Source organism: Streptomyces sp. NPDC006140, from assembly GCF_040628815.1.
Taxonomy (GTDB): Bacteria; Actinomycetota; Actinomycetes; order Streptomycetales; family Streptomycetaceae; genus Streptomyces.
This window is the reverse complement of sequence record NZ_JBEXTS010000015.1, coordinates 179,081-196,859: the sequence shown is the minus strand read 5'-3', so window position 1 is coordinate 196,859 and position 17,779 is coordinate 179,081. Positions and strand designations below refer to the sequence as shown.

At 72.4% G+C, this 17,779-nt stretch carries 17 protein-coding genes; 6 read left to right on the top strand and 11 right to left on the bottom strand.

Annotated elements, in window-relative coordinates; genetic code table 11:
• The 7 genes from ABZ386_RS33025 to ABZ386_RS32995 form a co-directional block, all read right to left on the bottom strand.
• Window positions 1–536: ATP-binding cassette domain-containing protein (locus ABZ386_RS33025; protein ID WP_358967237.1), on the bottom strand; the 536-nt coding region annotated here is incomplete at its 3' end.
• Between the two features lie 48 nt (window positions 537–584).
• The gene (locus ABZ386_RS33020) at window positions 585–1,436 is read right to left on the bottom strand and encodes a DUF4097 family beta strand repeat-containing protein (protein ID WP_351339957.1); all 852 of its coding nucleotides are present in this window, start codon (window positions 1,434–1,436) and stop codon (window positions 585–587) included.
• Window positions 1,437–1,519: 83 nt separating this feature from the next.
• Complete coding sequence (locus tag ABZ386_RS33015) at window positions 1,520–2,038, bottom strand: toxin-antitoxin system HicB family antitoxin (protein ID WP_355720751.1); 519 nt, start codon at window positions 2,036–2,038, stop codon at window positions 1,520–1,522.
• A gap of 214 nt (window positions 2,039–2,252) precedes the next feature.
• Complete coding sequence (locus ABZ386_RS33010; RefSeq protein ID WP_358967234.1) at window positions 2,253–3,452, bottom strand: FAD-dependent oxidoreductase; 1,200 nt, start codon at window positions 3,450–3,452, stop codon at window positions 2,253–2,255.
• A gap of 110 nt (window positions 3,453–3,562) precedes the next feature.
• Window positions 3,563–4,510 (bottom strand): RNA polymerase sigma factor SigJ, encoded by a 948-nt coding sequence (gene sigJ, locus ABZ386_RS33005; protein WP_351339966.1) that lies wholly within the window; start codon window positions 4,508–4,510, stop codon window positions 3,563–3,565.
• 422 nt (window positions 4,511–4,932) lie between these two features.
• On the bottom strand, window positions 4,933–5,373 hold the full coding sequence (locus tag ABZ386_RS33000) for a hypothetical protein (RefSeq protein WP_351339969.1): 441 nt from the start codon (window positions 5,371–5,373) through the stop codon (window positions 4,933–4,935).
• 150 nt (window positions 5,374–5,523) lie between these two features.
• Complete coding sequence (locus tag ABZ386_RS32995; protein WP_355720759.1) at window positions 5,524–6,309, bottom strand: AraC family transcriptional regulator; 786 nt, start codon at window positions 6,307–6,309, stop codon at window positions 5,524–5,526.
• Between the two features lie 70 nt (window positions 6,310–6,379).
• Here ABZ386_RS32995 and ABZ386_RS32990 point away from each other — a divergent pair, with 70 nt between their 5' ends.
• The 3 genes from ABZ386_RS32990 (at window position 6,380) to ABZ386_RS32980 (ending at window position 9,048) form a co-directional block, all read left to right on the top strand.
• The gene (locus tag ABZ386_RS32990) at window positions 6,380–7,201 is read left to right on the top strand and encodes a phytanoyl-CoA dioxygenase family protein (RefSeq protein WP_356615912.1); all 822 of its coding nucleotides are present in this window, start codon (window positions 6,380–6,382) and stop codon (window positions 7,199–7,201) included.
• A complete protein-coding gene (locus ABZ386_RS32985) occupies window positions 7,198–7,473 on the top strand; it encodes a hypothetical protein (protein ID WP_355720762.1) in 276 nt (91 codons plus the stop codon). Before ABZ386_RS32990 ends, ABZ386_RS32985 begins: the two co-directional genes overlap by 4 nt.
• Window positions 7,474–7,866: 393 nt before the next feature.
• Window positions 7,867–9,048 carry a caspase family protein gene (locus ABZ386_RS32980; protein WP_351339980.1) on the top strand — a complete coding sequence of 394 codons (1,182 nt, stop codon included), beginning with the start codon at window positions 7,867–7,869 and terminating at the stop codon, window positions 9,046–9,048.
• Window positions 9,049–9,082: 34 nt separating this feature from the next.
• Here the strand turns inward: ABZ386_RS32980 and ABZ386_RS32975 are convergent, their stop codons facing one another.
• From ABZ386_RS32975 to ABZ386_RS32965, 3 genes are read right to left on the bottom strand one after another with little or no spacing between them, the layout of a single operon-like run.
• Entirely contained in the window at window positions 9,083–9,592 is a 510-nt protein-coding gene (locus ABZ386_RS32975) for an inclusion body family protein (protein WP_351339983.1), read from the bottom strand.
• The gene (locus tag ABZ386_RS32970) at window positions 9,585–11,447 is read right to left on the bottom strand and encodes a thiamine pyrophosphate-binding protein (protein ID WP_355720766.1); all 1,863 of its coding nucleotides are present in this window, start codon (window positions 11,445–11,447) and stop codon (window positions 9,585–9,587) included. The genes ABZ386_RS32975 and ABZ386_RS32970 overlap by 8 nt, the downstream gene beginning before the upstream one ends.
• On the bottom strand, window positions 11,444–13,498 hold the full coding sequence (locus ABZ386_RS32965; protein ID WP_358967230.1) for an FAD-dependent oxidoreductase: 2,055 nt from the start codon (window positions 13,496–13,498) through the stop codon (window positions 11,444–11,446). Before ABZ386_RS32965 ends, ABZ386_RS32970 begins: the two co-directional genes overlap by 4 nt.
• A gap of 334 nt (window positions 13,499–13,832) precedes the next feature.
• Here ABZ386_RS32965 and ABZ386_RS32960 point away from each other — a divergent pair, with 334 nt between their 5' ends.
• Window positions 13,833–14,582 (top strand): DUF4232 domain-containing protein, encoded by a 750-nt coding sequence (locus tag ABZ386_RS32960; RefSeq protein ID WP_358967227.1) that lies wholly within the window; start codon window positions 13,833–13,835, stop codon window positions 14,580–14,582.
• 80 nt (window positions 14,583–14,662) lie between these two features.
• Here ABZ386_RS32960 and ABZ386_RS32955 read toward each other — a convergent pair whose 3' ends face one another.
• Window positions 14,663–16,267 (bottom strand): helix-turn-helix domain-containing protein, encoded by a 1,605-nt coding sequence (locus ABZ386_RS32955; RefSeq protein ID WP_358967225.1) that lies wholly within the window; start codon window positions 16,265–16,267, stop codon window positions 14,663–14,665.
• A gap of 267 nt (window positions 16,268–16,534) precedes the next feature.
• Between ABZ386_RS32955 and ABZ386_RS32950 the strand changes: the two genes are divergently transcribed.
• Window positions 16,535–17,086: a DUF4232 domain-containing protein gene (locus ABZ386_RS32950; RefSeq protein WP_351339998.1), complete on the top strand. Its 552-nt coding sequence runs from the start codon at window positions 16,535–16,537 to the stop codon at window positions 17,084–17,086.
• Window positions 17,087–17,195: 109 nt separating this feature from the next.
• Entirely contained in the window at window positions 17,196–17,777 is a 582-nt protein-coding gene (locus ABZ386_RS32945) for a sigma-70 family RNA polymerase sigma factor (RefSeq protein ID WP_351340000.1), read from the top strand.
• Window positions 17,778–17,779 lie beyond the last annotated feature (2 nt).

Genomic DNA, 17,779 nt, shown 5'->3' with positions numbered 1-17,779 from the left:
GTGGGCTCGTCGAGGAAGATGATCCGCGGGGCGCCGACCAGGGTCATGGCGATGTCCAGGCGGCGTTTCATGCCGCCGGAGTAGGTGGAGGCGGGCTTCTTCGCGGCCTCGGTGAGGTCGAAGCGCTCCAGCAGTTCGGCCGCGACCTGCCGTCCTCGGCGTTTGGGCAGGTGGTGCAGGTCGGCCATGAGGAGCATGTTCTCCTCGCCGGTGATCAGGCCGTCGACGGCGGAGAACTGCCCGGTGACCCCGATCGCGGCGCGCACGGCCTGTGCCTCGGTGGCCAGGTCGTGGCCCGCGACCCGGGCCTGTCCGGCGTCGGGGGTGATGAGGGTGGAGAGGATCTTCACGGCGGTGGTCTTGCCGGCCCCGTTCGGGCCCAGCAGGGCGAACACGGACCCGGTCGGGATGTGCAGATCGATGCCGTCGAGGACGGTCTGGTCGCCGTAGGACTTGCGCAGCCCGACGGCGGAGACGGCGGCCGGGGAGGGCCGACCACCCCTCTCGCCGGACGTGGACATGACAGAAGTAGGCATGTGGCCCTCCATGAGAAGGCTGGAGTGGGTGGGGAAGGGCGGTGGTGCTCAGGGCTTGGCGCGGAGGACGTCGATGTTTCCCCAGTTGGTCCGTGCGTGGACCTTCACGCTGTCCTCGGTCTCCTCCGGGGCCTCGGACGCGGCGAGCCTGTTGCGCACCTGCCCCCGGTTGGAGCTGACATCGAGCCAGGCGGCGGTGCCCTCGCGGATGCCGATCTCGATGGAGCCGTTGGAGGTCTCCAACTGGACGTCCCCCCGGGCGACTTCGGCGAGTCGAAGAGAGCCGTTGGTCGTGGTGGCGGTGACCGACGCCTCGGCTCGTGCGATGTCGATGGCGCCGTTGGCCCCGTTCACCCGCAGCTCGCCCGTCACGGCGCCGACGGTCGTGGTGCCGTGGGAGTTCTTCAGGACGGCGGGGCCGTCGACCAGGCCGACGCGCACGTTGCCGGAGCTGGTGGTGATCTCGGCCGCCCCCTCGACCCGGTCCACCGTGACCGCGCCGTGCGACACGGTCAGGGTCAGCGGTCCGGTGGTGTCGAGGCGCACGTCGCCGCTCGAGGTCTTCACCCGGACCTCGCCGAGCCGGCCCTCGCCGAGCACCTGGGCGAAGGAGCCGCCGGACACGTCGACATCCGAGCCCGCGGGCAGCTCGACCGTCACGTCGACGAGGCCGTTGGGGCCGATGAGACTGCGGCGCCTGGGCAGCGTCCTGATGGTCAGGACGCCGCTCGCGTAGGTGACCTCGGTCTGTTCGGCGGTTCGGACGTCCTTGTCCCGCTTCGGGTCGCGGGGCCGCACCTCGACGACCGTGTCGGGGCGGTCGCCCGCGGCGAACCGGATGGCCGCGGCGGGCACGTGGGCGGTGACCGCGATCGGCTGCGGGGTGTCGAAAGAAGGCATGGCTGTCCCGTCCTCTTGAGTCCTTGGGGCGTCCGCGCTGGTGGGGCGCGGTGCGGATGAGTGGTGCGGCGGGCGGGACGCGGTCAGCGCACCCAGCCGGTGAAGCTCTGTCCGACGGTGCGGGTCCGGTCCGTCGCGTGCGGCCGCGCACCGCCCTCGACCGCGGCCGAAACGGCCCGGACCAGCCACGCGTTGACCGACAGCCCCTCACCGGCCGCGGCCTCCTCGGCGCGGGCCTTGAGGTGGGCCGGCAGCCGCAGGTTGACGCGGGCGGTGCCGCCCTCGTCGCCGTCGGCGGGCACATGCCCCCTGACCGGTTCGAGGGACGCGGTCGGTGCCGCGGGGGCGCTGCCGTAGGTGGGCGGCGGTGTCACCACGAAGTCGGGGTCGAGTCCGCGCAGCCGTACGTCGACCGAGCCCGGGGCGAGTTCGCGGGTGATCTCGTCCATCGCGGCGGAGAGCACGTTGAGCAGGGCCAGCCGGGTCGCCGACTCCAGGGGAGCGGTGAGCCTCTCGGCCAGCTCGCGGGCTTCCTCGCCGCCGGCCTCGGCGGCCACCGCGAGTTCACGGCGGAGGGTGTCGACATACGGGGTGAGGTCCATGACGCCATAATGGCACCACTATGGCGCCACACGCAAGCACGTGTGGCGCCTCGGGCGGGACGGGGCGGACCTCCAGCCTCCTCATCTGCGACTATGCGAAGCAGGGGCCGTCAGACACCACTCGGCACCGCACGGCACCGCATGACGCCGCGTGGTGCCATGCGGTGCCACATGGCGCCACGTGGCGCCAGGGCAGCACGGACGTTCCGCGCGGTCAGGCCGACTCCCTGACCAGCGAGCCGGTCCGGGCCGGTGCCTGTACGACGCGGCGGCGCCGGGCGAGCGTGCCGGCCGCCGGGTGGGCGACGCCCCAGGCCGCGCCCTTGCAGATCAGTTCCTTGTAGACGGCGGCGAACCGGCCCGTCAGCGCCGCCCGGACGGCACGGTCGTCGGCGGTGACGTACTGGATCAGGCCCTCCCTGCGGCCCAGCGAGATGCACTGGTTGAAGTAGCGCAGCGGCACGTTCGGGAGCTTCCCGCCGGTCAACCGGGCCGCGATCGCGTCGGCGGCCTGCCAGGCCATGGGGACGCCCGAGGCGCACGACATCCGCAGCGGCTTGTCGCCGGCGCCCAGCGCCAGGGCCGCGTCCCCGACGGCGTACACGTCCGGGTGCGAGACCGAGCGCATGGTCCGGTCGACCATGATCCGGCCGGTGTCGGTGACCTCCAGGGTGGTGGCGCGGGCGATCGGGTGGACGGCGAAGCCGGTGGTCCACACGGTGACCGCGGCGGGGATCCGCCCGCCCTCGGCGGTGGTGACGTGGTCGGCCTCCACGGCGGTGACGGCGGCGTGCTCGTGCACGGTGATGCCGAGCCGGTCGAAGACCTTCCGCAGATGCCGGCGGCCCTTGGGCGAGAGCCAGTCGCCGAGACCGTCGCGGGCGGCGAGGGCGACGTCGAGGTCCGGGCGGGCCTCGGCGATCTCGGTCGCGGCCTCCAGGCCGGTGAGGCCGCCGCCGACCACGACCACGGGCTGTCCGGCCTCCAGCCGGGCCAGGCGCTCGCGCAGCCGGAGCGCTCCCGGGCGGCTGGCGATCTCGTAAGCGTGCTCGGCGGTGCCGGGGACGCCCTGGTCGTTCCAGCCGCTGCCGAGGGCGTACACGAGGGTGTCGTAGGCCAGCGGTTCCTCGGTGCCCTGCGCGTCGGTGACGGTGACGGTCCTGCCGTCGACGTCGACGCCGGTGACCTGCGCGAGCTTCAGGGTGACGCCGGTGCCCGCGAACATCTCGCTGAAGGGCCGAGGTGTGAGGTCCTGGCCGGTGGCGAGCTGGTGCATCCGGACGCGTTCGACGAAGTCGGGCTCGGCGTTGACGAGAGTGATGGCGACGTCTTCGCGGTGCAGCCGCTTGGCGAGGCGCCCGGCGGCGGTGGCGCCGGTGTAGCCGGCCCCGAGGACGACGATGCGGTGCTGCATGTCCTGGCTCCTGTCGTGAGCAACCTTGAGCGGATTCGCCCCTTGAACCGGGCGGCCCGCCGTTTCCTGACAGGAATCCGATGTGAAGCAGCTCACACTGTGCGCGTTCCTCAGAAGGCGGCGCGGAGCAGGGGTTCGCCGTGGTCGGTCGCGGCCCACTGCGCGGTCGCCCGCTCGAGCTTGTCCGGGTTGACCTGGCTGCGGAACGCGGCGATGCCGTCGGCGCCGACCTCCAGGCAGGTCACGCCGACGACCCGGCCGTCCACGACCGCCACGATGGCCGGATCGCCGTTGGCGGTCGTGGCGTACACCTCGGGGGAGCCGCCGACCAGGGCGCGCTTGGCCTTGCTCGGCTTGAACAGGCCCCGCATGAACTTCGCGACCGCGAGGGCGCCCTCGAACGCCTTGGCCCGGGCCGGGACCTTCCCGCCGCCGTCGCCGACCGAGACGGCGTCCTGCGTGAGCAGCCGCACGAGCGGCTCGGTCCGGCCGCTGGTGGCGGCCGCGAGGAACTCCTCGACGATCCGCCGGGCGGCGGCCTCGTCGACCTCCGTGCGGGCCTTGCCGTCGGCGACGTGCTTCTTGGCGCGGTGCAGGATCTGCTGGCTGGCGGCCTCGGTGATGTCGAGGATCGCGGCGATCTCCCGGTGCGGGTAGTCGAAGGCCTCCCGCAGCACGTACACCGCCCGCTCGTTGGGGGACAGGCGCTCCAGCAGGGCGAGGACCGCGTACGAGACCGATTCGCGCTGTTCGGCGGTGTCGGCGGGGCCGAGCATCGGGTCGCCGGCGAGCAGCGGCTCGGGGAGCCACTGTCCGACGTAGGTCTCGCGCCGGGCACGGGCCGAGGTGAGCTGGTTGAGGCAGAGGTTGGTGAGCACCTTGGTCAGCCATGCCTCGGGCACCTGGATGTGCCCGGCGTCGGCCGCCTGCCAGCGCAGATACGTCTCCTGCACGGCGTCCTCGGCCTCGCTCGCGGAGCCGAGGAGGCGGTAGGCGATGGCCTCCAGGCGGGGCCTGGACGCCTCGAACCGGTCCACGTCGTGCACGGTCATGGCCATGGCCGGGATCCTAACTCCCGCGCCCCGCGGGCGCGCGAGGGCGAACGGGGGTGGGTAGGGCGGCGGCGGTCCGGGGCGGTGTTTCCGCCGGGGGCGGCTGCCGACGCGGCATCGGCAGCCGGTACGGCGACCGGGGGCGGCGGCCGACGCGGCGGGGCATCGGCAGCCGGTACGGCGGGGCGCCGGCAGCCGGGCCGGAGGACATCGGCCGTCGGGCGAGAGGACGTCAGCGGCCGAAGGAAGACGCCAGCAACCGGGCCGAAGGACATCGGCAGCCGAACCGGAAGACGTCAGCGGCCGAAGGAAGACGCCAGCAACCGGGCCGAAGGACATCGGCAGCCGAGCCGGAAGATGTCGGCCGGTGTCCGGGTCAGTGGGGGCCGGCCGGTGTCGGGGTCAGTGGGGGCCGGCCGGTGTCCGGGTCAGTGGTGTCCGGCCACCTGGTCCGTGTCGTCGTGGCGGGTCTGTTCCGGGGCGAGGCGGCGGTAGGCGGCGCGGGCGTGGGCCAGGCGGGCCAGGGTCGTGCCGAGGAGGGCGGCGGTGAGCAGGCAGGCGAGCCAGGTGGTGTCGCGGTGCCCGGCCCAGGTGAGGGTGCCGGCGGGCGGGATGGCGAAGCCGTTGAGGAAGAGCCAGCAGAGCACGGCCGTGCCGGGGGCCGCCGTGAAGCGTGCGCACAGGCCGAGCACGGCGGCCAGCAGGGACAGCGCGGTGAGGGCCAGTTCGGGCCGGTCGGGCCCCACCACGGTGTTGATGAGCGCCACCAGGCCCAGTGCGCCGGCGAAGGCTCCGGCCCAGACCAGCGGGGTCGCCACGGGCTGCGGGACGGGCCTGGACCCGGTGGCCAGAGGTATCCAGTCGATCATGCCGGCGCTTCCTTCCGAATTCCCTGGACAGGAATTGTCCCCTCGTACTCCGCGCCACCGGGGCCGGTCGGCGAATTCGGCCTGTGTGCCGATGCCTTCGAGCCGTTCTCGCCGGATGCCCTCCGTCGCCGTTCCGCCGGACCTCCGGTCTCACGCGCCCGCGGCGTTGCGCACGGCACGCGGCGAGGCGCCCAGCTCCCTGCGGCACGTCTTGTTGAACGCCTGCAGGTCGGGGATGCCGACGGTCGCGGCGACCGCCGGGATCGCCAGGGTCGAGGCGATCAGCAGGTGCCGGGCCCGCGCCATGCGGCGGTGCCGTACGTAGCCGACGACCGTGTGCCCGGTGTCCTCGCGGAACAGCCGGGTCAGGTGCGTGTGCGACACCCCGGCGGCACGGGCGATCCCGGGGACGCTCAGCGGGTCGGCCAGGTGCTCCTCGATGTGGGCCATGGCCACCCGCAGCGCGGGGTGGCGAGATTCCGAGGGGTCGATTCCGGCGTCGGTCAGGCCGGTGGTGCGCCACAGCACCGTCCACAGTTCCGCCGAGGCCCGGGACGGGGACTGTGCGCTCGCCCTGATCGTCTGCCGCAGCAGCCCGCTCAGCACGGCCGCGTCCGCACCGGCGTCCCGCATCACCGGGACCCGGCGCCGCTCACCGTCGCCCGGCAGCCGGAAGTGCGCGTACAGGTGCTCGCAGCGCGGGGCGTCGTAGTGGAAGTGCACCTCCGTGCCGGGCGGTACGAGGCTCAGGTGCCCCGGGCGGATCGGGTGCCGCGCACCGCCGAACTCCAAGGTGCCGGAGTAGCCGTAGAGGTGGAGCTGCCACAGGTGCGGGAGGCGGAAGACCTCGTGCGGGCCGGCGGAGCCGTGGACGCCCACGCCGGCGTGCACCAGGTCGGGCGGCAGGTCGAGGGCCAGCTCCACATCCGACGTCATGGTGAGAATTTACCAGCAGTCGCCGAATACAACCCACGACTGACAACCCTTCCCTTTCTACGGTTGCTTCATGCCAACCACCAAACAGCTGCTGAGCTCCGTCCAGGTGGCCCGGTTCGTGGCGCACGGTTTCCTGCGCCTCGACGACGTCGTCCCCCCGGAGATGAACGAGGAGGCGCTCGGTGTGTTCGCCGCCGGGCTGCCCCCGGTGCCGTACGGCACGCCCGTACCGGCGGCGTTCCCCGCGGGGTCCTTCGCCCGCCGGCTCGTCGAACTCCCCGCCGTCGCGGGCGGCCTGGAGAGCCTGGTCGGACCGGACCCCACCGTCGACCACCACTTCGTGCACACCCGCCTGCCCCACGAGGGCAGTGCGCAGCCCCTGCACGCCGACGCGCTCATCGATCTGCGGACCGACGCGTTCGACGTGCAGCTCATGTACTACCCGCAGGCGGTCACCGCCGACATGGGCGGCACGCTCCTCGTCCCCGGCAGCCATCTGCGCCGCACCAACGAGTCCGACACCGGCCGCTACCAGAACCTGCGCGGGCAGACCCGGCTGACCTGCCCGGCCGGCACGGTCCTGCTGCTGCACCACGGGACCTGGCACGGCGGCCGGCGCAACGACAGCGACACCGTCCGCCACATGTACAAGATCCGCTTCAACCCGACCGTGCCGCAGGTGCGGCTGTGGGACACGGCGGACCTGCACGCCCCCGCCGTCCCCGAGGAGTTGCGGCGCACCTTCCCCTGGTACGAGCAGGCCACCGCACGTCTGGAGATCCACCACCGCATCCGGCTGTGGCGCTCCCTGTCCGCCGACCCCGGCTTCGACATCGACCACTGGGCCACTCGTATCGCCAACCGGCCCGCCGCGCAGAGGAGCACCGCGTGACCACCACCCGGCAGCAGGTCCTCGTCCTCTACCTGGACACCTCCGCCCTGGACTCCGCCGTCGTCGGCTGGGCCCGCTACGACGGCACGGGAGCCGGCCACCCCACGACCGGCGACAGCGACGAACCCCCGTACCCGACGGGCGTCGCGGCCCTGCGGGACGGCTGGCGGCTCTTCCAGGCCGCCCAGCTCATCCCGCCGTATCCCGGCGCGGAGCACGAGACGTCGTTCCTCAAGCACGAGTTCTTCTTCGAGAAGCTCGTGGCGGGGTAGGACGGGCCGACCGGGTCCTTCCCGCTCCGGCGCGGCCCCGTCACTCCTCGTCCGTCCTCGCCGACTCCCGACGACGGGCACGCGCACGGACCGCCCAGGCCGTCACACCGCCCGCGACGGCCGTGATCAAAGCCGAGGGGAGCTGCGTCAGCAACCCTTCCCACAACAGGTGCATACGGTGCCTCCTCCAGAGCGCCGCGCTCGGTTCGCGGCCGGTGGAACCAGGCTGGGCCCGACCGCGTTTCCCCTGACGGAAGGTGCCGACGTGCCACGGGGTCCCACGACGTCGGACAGCCCCGGACGGCGACTGACAACGGCTGACAACGGCTGACAGCGGCTGACGGAGGACTGCGGGATGATGGCCGTCGGACCGCGCACATCGAGGGGGTCGCGATGGGAGCCGTCAGGCGGCACCTGGCACGCCCGGAGTTGGCGGAAGGGGCGCGCAAGGACCTGAGCGACGCGTTGCACGAGCTGCTGCGCCGTGCGGGGCGGCCCAGCACCCGGGACATCGCCGCGGCTCTGAGGGGCGTCCTGCATCCCCCGCCCAGCCACACCCGCATCCATGACCTGTTCACCCATCGTCGGCTGCCCGACTGGGAGTTGACCATGTGCGTCGTCCAGGTGCTCGCGTGCCGGGCACGCGGGCTGGACGCGTCCGCCGAATGCGACCGGTTCGACCGGCTGTGGTCACTGGCCGACGAGGAACTGGTGCTCGACCCGCTGGCCGACGAGACCGATCGGCCCGCTCCCCGGCCGGAGCCGACGCGGCCGGCCCCAGCGGGACACGTGGCGGCCGAGGCTCCCCCGCTCGTCCGACAGCCCTCGCACGCGGCCCTCATGCCGGACGCCGACCGCTGCCGCGCCGTCCTCTTCGGGGTCGGGCACTACGCTCACCTGCCGTCCCTGCCTTCGGTTCCGGCAGGTCTGCGTGATCTCGCCGCCGCGCTCGCGTACCCCACCGGCGCGTTCGCGGCCGAGCACTCCCGGGTCCTGCTCGATCCACGCGACGCGACCGAGATCCTGGACCAGGTCCGACTGGCCTGCGACGAGGCGGAAGACACGCTGCTGCTGTACTTCTCGGGTCACGGGCTCATCGATCCTTACAGCAGTGAGCTGTCCCTGGCGCTCCCGGACAGCCGCTCCGACGCCGAGTACACGACCCTCCAGTACAACTGGATCCGCCGCTTGCTGCTGCACAGCAGGGCGCAGCGGAAAGTCGTCATCCTGGACTGCTGTTTCAGCGGTCGGGCCATGGACGTCATGGGAGGGGCCGAGCCCCTCCCACTCGCCGACATCGAGGGCACGGTCCTGCTGACCGCCGCCTCTCCGCATCGGGTGGCGCTCGCTCCGTCAGGCGAGCCCTACACGGCCTTCACGGGCGAACTGATCGACATCCTCCGTCACGGCGTTCCCGGCGGACCGCCCGTACTCGACATCGACCTCCTCTTCCGCGAGTTGCACCGCCGGGCAACAGCCAAGGATCGCCCCCTGCCCCAGATGCAGGCACGGGGTTCCATGGGACTGCTGCCCCTGGCAGTCAACCCGCAGCACCGCCGGGAGACGCCCCACTGAACGGGCCACCCGGCGGCGCCGCGTTCGTGCCGGCTCAGACCTCCTCGATGGTGATGAAGGGGTCCCACTGGAAGTAGCCCTTCAACTGCCGGTGCTGGTCCAGGATCTGGAAGGAGAAGTGGTACACGACCTTCCCCGCCCGTTTGACGGTCGTGCTCCAGTAGTGGTCCTGGTAGCGCTGTATGTCGAACTCCGGCCTGCCCTCGCTGCCCTCCCTGGGCAGGGGGTAGATGCCGTCGACGACCTCGATCTGTGGTGTCCGGATGAGCTGGTGCCCGCTGTCGCTGCTCACGTACCGGTACAGCAGGGCCTTGTAGTCCTTGCCGAGCGACAGGGTCGTCTCCCGCCACCTGATGATGTCCCCGGGCTCGGCCCGGAGGTTCAGTTCGGCGCCCGAGGTGCCCACGACGTGGTCGTGACGGGTCGTCATGTAGATGAGGTTGTGGTCGACCTGGGTCGGCGCGTCGGGGTTGCGGGACGCGTGAGGGTTCTGTTCGACGATGGTGGCCGCGTCGAACGCGATCAGTACGTTGAGGTCAGCCATGCTCCTGCTCCTTCTCCGGTGTCACCTTGTAGGCCATCGCCCGCGGGTAGTCGTGCCGGTGCAGGCGGACGCGGACCAGCAGCGGCCCGGCGTTGACCGGGTCGGCCGGGTCGTCGAGCCGGTCCAGCAGTTCGTCCAGGTCCGAGGTGTGCGCGATCTCGACGCCGCTCGCCGGGGTCTTTCGGCCGGTGAACACGTCGGCGAGGCGGTCGTAGTGCCAGGGGTGCAGGACGTTGTAGAAGTCCGCTCCGTCACCGTCGCCGCCGTCGCCGCCGCCCCGGCCGGCGAAGTACGACGGGTGCACCAGCATCTGCTCGATGCCGTAGAAGTGGCCGTTGTCCATGACGAACACCACCGAGCGCAGTCCGAGCCTGGTGTGGGTGGAGAGTTCCTGGCAGGTCTCCTGGAAGGCGCCGTCGCCGACGAACACCATCGGGCGGGCCTGACCGCGCTCGGGTGCGAGGGCGGCGCCGGTGGCCGCGCCGACCGACCAGCCGATGGACAGCCAGCTCACCTGGGAGAGGAACCCGCCCGCGGGCAGGGCCAGGTTCATCGAGCCGATGAGGGAGAACGCGGCGTCGGAGACGACCGTCCAGTCCTCGCCGGTCTCGTGGTTCAGGAAGTGGTTGATCCGGTCGAACACGCCGTCGTACGTGAGGTGTTCGCCGCGCCGGTGGGCCGAGCGGCCGCTGCGCAGTGACGCCCGGTGGTGTTCCAGGGCCGCCGGGCGGTGGTCGCGCGGGCCGTGGTGGGCGTGGGACTCGGCGTAGTAGTCGGCCTCCAGGCCCCCGGAGCCGTACGCCTTCACCAGCGCGTCCTGGAGCGCGGGCAGCAGCTGTTCGAGCTGCACGTCGGGGAAGTAGGAGGTGCCGACGCTGACGCCGCCGCGCGCGGCCATCACCCAGTCGTCGCCGACGCACTGCTCCCCGCCGAGGTTCTTCGACGTGGACCAGGCGCCGAGCCCGATCCGGCAGGTGGCCCACTCCTTGAAGACGGCGTGCACGTCGGGGTGGCTGGCCTTGCCGTTGTAGACGCCGTGGAACTGCGGCAGGTCCTCGTCGACGACGGCCTTGGCGCCGACGGTCGTGCAGAACGGCACGCCGGTGGCCTCCACGAGGTCGGTGAGCTGCCCGCCGAGCCGGAACCGGTCGATCTCCTCGCCGGCCCACACGATCGGGCGGGGCCTGCCGTCCGGGCCGGGACGCTCCTCGACCAGGGCGAGGACCGCCTGCACGCACGTGTCCAGCATGGGCCGGTTGCGGGCGCTGAACGGCCGGTCGCGGCGGACGAGCGGCGCCTCGGGCTCGGGGCACGGCTCGTCCCACAGGTCCTCCATGACCTCCAGGTAGACGGGCCGGCGCTCGGAGAGGCACGCGGTGAGCGCCGCGTCGATCTGCCCCGGGGCGAGGCCGGGGTTGGAGACGACCTGGGCGTCCACGGTGACCTGCCGGTAGGCCTCCAGGTTGCTCTCGGCGCGCGGGCTCATGTGCGAGGTGAGCAGGCCGAGGGCGCGGTAGTTCTGCCACTGCTCGTACGGCGGGGAGGCGTTGACCGCGACCAGCGGGACCTGCTCCACGTAGGCGCCGCCGCAGGCGTTGAGGAGGTTGAACGCGCCGACGCTGTAGGTGACCGCCACCGCCCCGATGCCGTGGATGCGGGCGTAGGCGTCGGCGGCCTGGCCCGCGCCGCCCTCGGTGGGGGTGCCGACCCACTCGACGTCGCCCTCGGCCCGCAGCGTGGTCAGGAACGGCCCGAGGTGGTTGCCGGGCACGCCGAACAGATGGGTGATGCCCAACTCGGCCAGGCGCAGGGCCAGATAGCGGGCGACCGTGCACTCCGGGTCGATCGCGGTCACGGGCGCTCCTCCCCCGCGTCCGGGCCCGGGGTGGTGACCGGCGGGGCCTGGTGGACGGCGAGGGCGGCGCGCACGGCGCTTTCCAGGGCGCCCTCGATCCAGGCGTGCTTGAGGGAGGTGTGCTCGCCCGCGAAGTGCACCGGGCCCTCGGGCCGGGAAACGTCCAGGTGGAAGCTGGTCATCTGGTGCGCGGTGTAGATGGCGGCCTCCCCGAAGGCGTACGGGTCGCGGGCCCAGCTCTTGGTGGCGCCCCGGCCGGTGAAGAACACCTCGATGCGGGCGCCGTGCAGGGCCTGGAGGTTGCGCAGGGCGTAGACGTAGCGCTCCGGGCCGCGCATGGAGTCCCAGCGGGCGGCGTCGTCGGACCAGCAGTACGAGGCGAGGACGACGCCGCCGGTGCTGCCCTCCACCCGGTGCGAGGGGTAGTACATGAACCGGTTGGGGTTGTCGGCGGCCGAGCCGCCGCCGAAGCAGTGGGTGGCGGGGCGCACGGCCGGGCCGCGCAGCGGCAGGCTGCTGTTGAGCTGCCGCATCTCCTCGGTGACGCTGCTGTCCTTGACGGCGGCGCCGAGCAGGCCGCTGCCCGCCGGGCCGGCCCCGGCCTCGGCGAGCGAGAGGGTCGTGCCGGTGCCCTGCGCGCCGCCCAGTCGGTAGTACTCGTACAGGCCGGGTGCGATGCGGTCGAGCTCCTCGCGCCAGTCGTCCTCGGTGAACTCCCACCACCGGTGGCTGAACTCCAGCAGCACCTTGGTGGCCTGGTCGTAGTGGGTCTCGATGATCGCGCGGCGCTTCTTGTACGACATCGAGGGGACGATCTCCACGAAGCGCAGCGCGGAGAACGGGATGGTGACGATCGCCAGGTCGGCCGTCCACAGGCGCGGCGGGGCCTGTGGATCGTCCTCGGCGACGGTCTGCACGGCCACGCCCCACCCGTCGGGTCCGACGGCGCCGGTGCCCTCGGGGTCGGTGTCGCGGCTGGGGTCGTGGTACTCCAGGCGGATCATGCGGTGGCCGAGCCGCACCTCGTCGCGCAGGCCCTGGTGCAGGGCGTGCGGCAGGCGCCAGCTGCCGCCGGGTATCTCCCAGTAGCGGACGCCGGGGTTGATGTCGCTGCGGCTGAGGAAGCTGTGGAAGAACGACAGGTGCAGCCGCGAGGACATGTTCTCCAGCGTTCCGACGGCCTCGATCGCCTCGTCGCTGAGCCCGGCGTGGTCGCGCAGGAAGCCGCCCATGGAGTAGCCGTCGAAGTCGCGGACGACCCGGGCCCAGCCCTCGACCCACTCGTCGAAGGGCTTGTTGACGCGTTTGCCGTCGACGACGTCGGAGTAGTAGTCGCGCACGCTCTCCAGTGCCTCGTCGACCATCTTCACGACGGGGGCGCGGACTTCGTCGCCGGTGAGGTGGAAGCCCTCGTTGATCCGCTCGGGCGTGGTGGCGTAGTCGGACCGGCGCACCTGGACGCGGTTGGCGCGGATCCAGGAGTTGCCGCGCTTGCCGGGCTCGCGGAAGTCGGGGCTGTCGTCGCCGTAGGTCCAGGTCCGGCCGGTGAAGGACGTGTACGTCACCGGGGGCACGGGGGTGTCGGGGCCGCTGCCGGAGCCGGGGTCGACGTCCACGTTGTAGAACTGGCGGCGGCCGAGGCCGAGTTTGTCGACCAGGGCGAGGACGAGCGGGTGGAAGTCGGGCAGCCGCATGGCGCCGGCCTCGGCGTACTGGGCCGGGTCGTCGAAGGGCTGGTGGTGCTTGGTGGCGCGGAAGGTCTTGATGCGGCCGCCGACCCGGCTGGCGTTCGCTTCCAGAATGGTGACGTCGTGGCCGGCGTCCTTGAGTAATCGGCTGGCGACCAGGCCGGTGATTCCGGCGCCGATGACGAGGATCTTCTTGCGCGGGTGGTGGGTGGGGCCGAGGCGGCCCGTGTCGATCAGAGTGTGCAGGTAGTGGAGTTTGAGGTCCTCGTCGTCCGGCCCGACGAGAAGGAGTTCGCGGGCGAGCCGGAGACAGGTCTGCCAGCGTGCACGGGTGGCGGAGTTCTCCCGGGAAGTGTCGGTCATAGCTTGCGATCGTAGATATGGAGAAACGGTTCCGTGGTTTCCCGGGAAACAAAGTCCGGAAAACGCCGACGGCACTGCTTGGCGGAATTTCAACTTGCTCGTAATTCTTTTCGAGAACGGGTGGTTCGGCAGGGGCGGAAGGGAAATGGAATGCCCCGGAAGGGGAATTCACTTACGGAATTACGGCATCCTGTGTCACAGGCGCGTCACGGCACTGTCATGGACGCAAGACGGCATCGAACCCGTGGCGGTCCACGGCCGTAGGGCGGATCGGCAACGAGCGGCACCGGGCCTTCGGTGCCGCGCATCCGCACCTCGGAGAGGAATCACCGTCATGAACCGCCGTCTGCGCACCGCCCTCGCCACCACCGCCCTGCTCGGCGCGGGGCTGCTGACCGCCTGCCAGGGCGGCGACCCGACACCGGCCCCGCCGAGCGGCTCGTCGTCCGCTGCGCCCGGCTCCTCGGCCACCGCGGGCTCCGGCCAGGGGGCGGGGACCGGCGGTGGTTCCGGGACCGCGGAGCCCTCCGGCGGGGGGACTGCGGCGGGCGGCAAGGCGGGGGGCGCGTCGGGCGGGGCCGCGGTGGGGGCCACGTCGGGCGGTGGCTCCGGCGGTGCGTCCGGGAAGCAGGGTGGGGCGTCCGGCGCCGGGAAGGACGGCGGCACCGGTGACAAGAGCGGCTACGGGCAGGCCTGCGGGGCCAACGACATCTCCTGGAGCGTGGCGTCCAGGACGCAGGCCGGCGGCTACTTCCTCATCCAGGCCAAGGCCAAGCCGGGCATCACCTGCACCCTGCCCGCCGCCCTGCCCACCGTGGCCTTCGGCTCGGACGGCACCGAAGCCGGACCCGCCGAGCAGTCCGTGGGCCCGGCGATCACGCTGCGCGCGGGGGTCACCGCCTACGCCGGCGTGAACCCGAAGACCACCGGCGGCGACTCCGGCAAGGAACTGGACAGCCTCATCGTCGCGATCGGCGACGACGACCCGAACCCGGTATCCCTGCGGGTCGGCACGTTCACGGTCGACCGGCCGATCGTCACCAACTGGCACACCTCCGCCGCGGACGCGGTGCCCTTCTCCTGAGGACCGCCCGCACGCCGGTGGGCCGGCCGGACCTCCCGAGTCCGGCCGGCCCACCGGCGTTCCGCTGACGTGCCCGACGACTACCCCTCGGGCTCCTGCTTCTCCCACTCGGTGCTGCCGGGCAGATAGCCGTAGAGCGGGCGGCCGGTCATGGAGGTGGTGTGGAAGGGTTTCCCGCCGTCCATGATCTCGATCGTCCCCTGGCGGCCGCCGCTGCTCCACTCCAGCACCAGGTACCACTTCACGTCACGGGTGCTGGTCCGGGCGGTGATGTACAGCACCTCCGCGTCGGACCGGCTGACGCTGTAGGGGAAGCCGCGCTGGCCCCCCTTCGGGCGTACGGCGGGCCGTGCCGCGTCGAGGTCGAGACCGAACTCCCTCGGCTCCACGCCTCCGCCGCAGCCGATGCCCATCTCGTACGCGTTCCAGTCCAGGGGCGCGCCCGAGCCGACCACGCGGACGTCCAGCGACTCGATGAGGACGGCCTGGTCCCCGGTGCCCTGGACGGCCAGCGACACACGGTGCCTGCCCGCGGGGACGGCGTCGGCGTCGCTCGCCCACTTCGGGGCGTCCTGCAGCGTCGCGGGGGGCAGCGGGACCTGGGCCGGGGGCCGGTCGACCAGGTAGTGCGTGCCGCAGTACCCCTCCCAGTCGTGGGCGCGGGCGCTCACCGTCAGCGGCACGTCGTCCCGCTCGGGGCCGGCCTGTGCGTTGTCCCGGGTGGCGGCGGCACCGCCGCCCCCCGACGTGCCCGCCGACGCGCCCGCCGACGCCGACGGCTTCGCGCTCGGCGACTTCGAGGCGGCGGAGCCGCTCGGCCGCGGGGAGGGGGACGTGGACGGGGACGCCGACCCGTACGGCTCCCAGGAACCGGTGGACAGTGTCGCGGCGCGCGGCCGGCCGCCCGGGTCCGCGCCGGCGTCGATGTTCTCCAGGACCGCCGTCGTCAGGGCGACCACGGCGAGGGTGCTCGCGGCGACCACGACCCGCCGCTTCCGGAAGAAGGCCCGCCGTCGCCGCCCCCGACGCCGCGTGGCCCCGCCCACGTCCGGCGGCTCCTCCGCCCCGGGCCCGCCCAGTTCCTCGCTCCCAGGCCCGGCCACCACCTCGGACACCGGCTCCGGCTCGGACACCGACTCCGGCTCCGGCTTGGGCTCTGACACCGGTCCCGGCCCCGGCTCCGACACCGACCCCGGCTCCGGCTCCGGCTCCGGCTCCGGCTCCGCAGCAGCCTCGGCCCCGGACACGACTCCCGCCTCAGGGCCCGCTTCGCGGCCCGTCCCGGGGCCGGTCCCGGCGGCCGTCGCAGCTCCCGGCCCCGCCGCCTGCCCGGCTCCCGACCCGGCCCCCGGCACCGGAGCCGCCCCCGACCCGGCCCCCGGCACGGCAGCCGCCCCGGAGCCGGCCCCGTCCGCCGCGGCTCGCCGGGAGCGTTCCCGGGCCGCGTCGGCCATGACCCACCGCCGGTGGAGTTCGACCATCTCCTCCGGAGTCGCCTTGCACACCCGCGCGAAACGCGAGACGGACGCGTAGTCGGCGGGCACCCCCTCCCCCTTGCAGTAGCGGTGCAGCGTCGACGTGCTCATGTGCGCCCGCTTGGCCAGAGCTTCGTAGCTGAGCCCCGAACGCTGCTTCAACACGCGTAGAAGTTCCGCGAAATCAGCTGTCTCCTCAGCCGCCCCCACCGGTCCTCCATCTCATTCGACATCCCACGAGTGGGACGTTCCCCCTGGTCAGAGCCTGTTTCGACGTCCCAGCGTTCCAAAGGTCAGGTTGGAATGGCGGATGGGACGGAGCGTGCCACAGGCTTGGGTCATCCAAGCACGCCGCCCTGCTCCAAGGCGGTGACGCTGGTCTCAACTTCCCTTTTCGGCCGCGAATCTGACCGGCCGACAACCATGAACCGGAATATCTGATTCCGAAGTTCGCGTCTCACAGAAAGCAGTTCAACCATGCGTATCGCACGCCGCATCACCACCCGCGTCGCCGCCTCCTCCATGGTCGCCGCCGCCGCGTTCGCCCTCGTCGGTGTCCATGCCACGGCCCAGACCGCCTCCGCCGCCACCTCGACGCAGGGCCCTGTCAGGACCGCCTGCACCACGGCGAACACCAAGCTGACCGTCGAGGACGTCTCCCGGCCCATCAACACCCTGCTGCTCACGGCCACCAACACCGGCACCAAGCCCTGCAACCTCTACAGCGCGCCCTTCCTGTCCACCCACCCCGACGCCCAGGCCCCCATGCCGTGGCTGGAGTCCAGCAAGCCCCAGGCCGTGGTGACCCTGGCGCCGGGCGAGTCCGGGTACGCCGGCATCGGGACCTCCTCCCCCGACGGTGAGGACGGCCACACCGCCAAGAACCTGGGCGTGAACTTCGCCGACAGGGACGGGTTCGGCTCCGTCGGCAAGGGCACGACGCTGAAGCTGCCCGGCGGCACGTACTTCAACAGCGCCAACTTCGTCACGTACTGGCAGAGCGACGTGTACGACGCGCTGTTCGGCTGAGCCGTCCCGCGTCCCACGGCACCGCCGGTGGTGGCGGTGCCGTGGGACGCACTCGTGATGCCTGTCTCTTCCCACGGGGGATTCGCGTGAAGAAGTGTGAGGCGCTCTGATGCCGGTCACAGAGGTCCGGCCGGCCGAGGCGCGGGCCGCGGGCGGGGTCCCGGCGGCCCCGGAGCACGGCGGCGTGGACGCCGAGACGTTCATCCGGGCGGTGTACGCCCGGCACGGCACGGTACTGCTGCGGTACGCGGTCCGACGGCTGCGGGGCGACTGGCACCGGGCCGAGGACATCCTCCAGGAGGCCGTCGTCCGGGCCTGGAGCCACGGCGGGGCGCTGGGCACCGCGCCGGAGACGATGCGGCCGTGGCTGTTCACGGTCGTCCGCAACCTGCTGATCGACGATCACCGCGCGCAGGTGCTGCGACCGTTGGCCGCGGACGCGCTGGAGGACACGGACGTCCCCGTCGCCGACGAGGTGAACCGGCTGCTGACAGGGCATGTGGTGACGGACGCGCTGGACGACCTCACCGAGCGGCAGCGCGGGATCCTGCGGCACCTGTACTTCGACGGCAGCAGCGTGGCGCAGGTCTCGGAACTCCTCGGGATCCCCCAGGGGACGGTGAAGTCCCGGGCGCATTACGCGATCCGCGCGCTGCGCCGGGCCCTGGCCGCTCGCGGCGTCGACGGCTGACT